The sequence below is a fragment of the Idiomarina sp. UBA4206 genome (assembly GCF_002383015.1).
Lineage (GTDB): Bacteria > Pseudomonadota > Gammaproteobacteria > Enterobacterales > Alteromonadaceae > Idiomarina > Idiomarina abyssalis.
The window spans coordinates 49,491-52,239 of sequence record NZ_DFTS01000009.1; the positions used below are offsets into that span (position 1 = coordinate 49,491).

A 2,749-nucleotide genomic window follows, 5' to 3' on the forward strand; every position below is an offset into this window, starting at 1 on the left:
AATTGGCTGCGCGTACCGCATCGCTGTAGTTATTGCGAATCTGTAGTGGAATGCTGAATGATAAGCCAACTACTGTTTCGTTATCGCTCTCGCCCGCTTCGACGCCTATGGTTGGGTTGGCGGTGGTTAACGAGCGTTTCCAGTCGACATCGGCGCGCTTTAATTGCCATTGCAGGTAAGCGGCTTTTAACGCTGGATGTTGTTGCCAACGAGTCGTTAACGCAGGTTCAACGTTAAATAGCTCCTCATTAATGGAGAGTTGACCGACATCAGACGTTGTTAGCAGAGCGTTTAACTCTGCTTCAGCGGATTGCAGTTGTTGATAAGCCGCTGCCGTTTGTTGCAGTTGCCGACTTAGTGCGAGTACCGTCAGTTGTTCGTCGACGGCACCTAAGTCACCGGCTTTACGTCGTTCGGCAACCAGGCTTATCGCCTGTTTAACGATTTTCTCTTGCTGCTTGGCCAGTGCGTAACGCTGTTTTGCATCCAGCCATTGCACATAGGCATTCAACAGAGTTTTAGCATGCGATGTCGCCGACTGGCGATAAATACTCACTGCCATAGCCGTCATCACGTCACTCTGACTGGCTCGTGCTTCATTGCGAGTGCTCCAGTCCAGCGTTTGGCTTAGGCCAACAGTGTAATTATTGATGTCACCCTCGCGCTCTAAGCGTGACGATAAGCTAGGGTTGTACAAAGGCTGATTTAATTGCTTGCCCTGTTGAATGAGAGCTTCAGCCTGCTGTTGAGCTGCTTCAACACTGGGGTGTTGCTGAACAGTTTGTTGCCATCGCTCGGGCAACTGTTGTGCATTGGCGTAGCTTGAACTTATTGCCAGACTAACGGCAATAAACAAGCGTTTGCTATGTGTCGAAAACGGACCCATAGATAGACTCCTCAGTCATATTACTGCGTAAAATAATGATTTTTTTGCGCTGCTAAAGCAGCTTATTAGGCAGTTATGAGGAGATAGGAGGCCGGAACAGCGGCGATGATAGAGGGTTAGTGTAAAACTCAGTATACTCAGGACGTATTGTGCCCATTCGTGGTAAAGCGAGAGTTTTTTCAGCCTTCATAGCATATAAATGAAATGAACCATGGCAGTGACAGCAATGATGGCAGTCAAAGCTGACTTCGCCACTTTTAGGGAGGTTTCGCTTATCGATGTGCGATTCGTCATGCTCAAAATTGAGGTGTTGCTCAGAAGAGGACTGGTGAGATTGATGCACATCAGCAACCGCCTGACTGATTTGAGTCAGAACAGCAACAAGCACCAGTATTAAAAATCCGAGTCTAAGCATCATTACCTACAGTTCTAAATAAGCAGCTTAACGGTACATTAATTAAAAATAGTTCTCAACTAGTGCATTCTGAATCGCCACTAGTTCACTAGACACTCAGTAGCCTAACGAAGCTCCGCTGGACAACCTTAAAAAATTGTGTAAGTACGTTGTGTAACCTCCGGAAATTTAGACGTCTCGGTTACAACTAACAGATTCTATTTCATCAATTTTATTAAGAACTGTACACGCAATAACTTTGCTTTGGCCAGTACAACTTGTTCTAATTGAAGTGAGTTGCTTCTCAAGATCTTGCAAAGAAGTAATTTGAGAGCGTATGTGCATTATGTGTTCATCAATCAGGGTATTAACGGCTGAGCAAGGTTGATGTGGATTGTCTTGATAATCTTGTAATCTGCGGGTTTCAGATAATGAAAGGCCTATAGCTCTGCAGCTACATACAAACTTAAGTCTTTTGTAATGTTTTTCAGTGTATACTCGATATCCGTTATAACTACGAGCTGGTAAAGGTAACAAACCCTTTTTTTCATAGAACCTTATTGTCTGGGTTTGAATTCCTAATAAGTCTGCTAGTTGACCAATACGCATAAGAAAATTTCCTATCTAGTTAAGTAATTTCTTGACCTTATAGTAACTTTATAGTTTTTAATTGTGAAACTATATATTTAAGGTAAGTAATACGATGGCTAGTTCCTTTGATACGGTTCGAACAAATGGCGACTCAAAAAATGCCTACGAAGAGTCAGGTAAACGGCTCATCGTTTACTCTGTAGCAAAAATGGATTGCCCATCAGAAGAACGAATGATTCGCTTGGCACTGAATGGGTTTGAGGAAATTCATTCATTATCCTTCGACTTGTCAAACCGTCGGCTGAAGGTATTACATGATGGTGAGACAGCCTTTATTACTTCTAAATTAGAGACTCTAGGTTTGGGTGCCTCGCTTGAAAGAGACACTGCTGCGGACTCCGAGGCAATCAAAGCTGAGGAGTTTTCGGCAAGTTCGGATAAGCAGGAGTCCCGCACCTTGTGTTGGTTGCTCACCATCAATACTCTTCTGTTCTTGGTGGAAATGACTGCCGGACTGCTTTGGCAGTCTGCTGGTTTGATTGGGGAATCTTTAGATAATTTTGCCGATGCGGCAGTTTACGGACTTTCTCTTTATGCCGTAGCGCGTAGTGTTAATATGCAAATACGTGCTGCGCACCTAGCTGGCGTACTACAACTGGTTTTGGCTCTGGGTGTACTTGCAGAAGTTGTGAGACGCTTCGTATTCGGGAGTGAACCTGAGTCACTTGCGATGATGGGGATTGCATTTGTCGCGTTGATTGGCAATACCATCTGTCTTCTACTTATCTCCAAACATAGAGGAGGTGGTGCGCATATGAAAGCAAGTTGGATTTTTTCAGCTAATGATGTAGTGATTAACCTTGGCGTAATCATCGCTC

4 protein-coding genes are annotated in these 2,749 nt (G+C 44.2%); 2 read left to right on the top strand and 2 right to left on the bottom strand.

The features are described from left to right. Positions 1–886, bottom strand: an 886-nt coding sequence (locus tag B3180_RS01660) for a TolC family protein (RefSeq protein ID WP_286842562.1), incomplete at its 3' end; no start/stop codon positions are given. A 211-nt stretch (positions 887–1,097) separates the two neighbouring features. Between B3180_RS01660 and B3180_RS01665 the strand changes: the two genes are divergently transcribed. Then, complete coding sequence (locus tag B3180_RS01665) at positions 1,098–1,283, top strand: hypothetical protein (protein ID WP_271331981.1); 186 nt, start codon at positions 1,098–1,100, stop codon at positions 1,281–1,283. A 186-nt stretch (positions 1,284–1,469) separates the two neighbouring features. Here the strand turns inward: B3180_RS01665 and cadR are convergent, their stop codons facing one another. Beyond that, complete coding sequence (gene cadR / locus B3180_RS01670) at positions 1,470–1,889, bottom strand: Cd(II)/Pb(II)-responsive transcriptional regulator (protein WP_011234874.1); 420 nt, start codon at positions 1,887–1,889, stop codon at positions 1,470–1,472. Positions 1,890–1,962: 73 nt separating this feature from the next. Between cadR and B3180_RS01675 the strand changes: the two genes are divergently transcribed. Next, the coding region (locus B3180_RS01675; protein ID WP_414654008.1) for a cation transporter at positions 1,963–2,749 on the top strand (787 nt) is incomplete at its 3' end.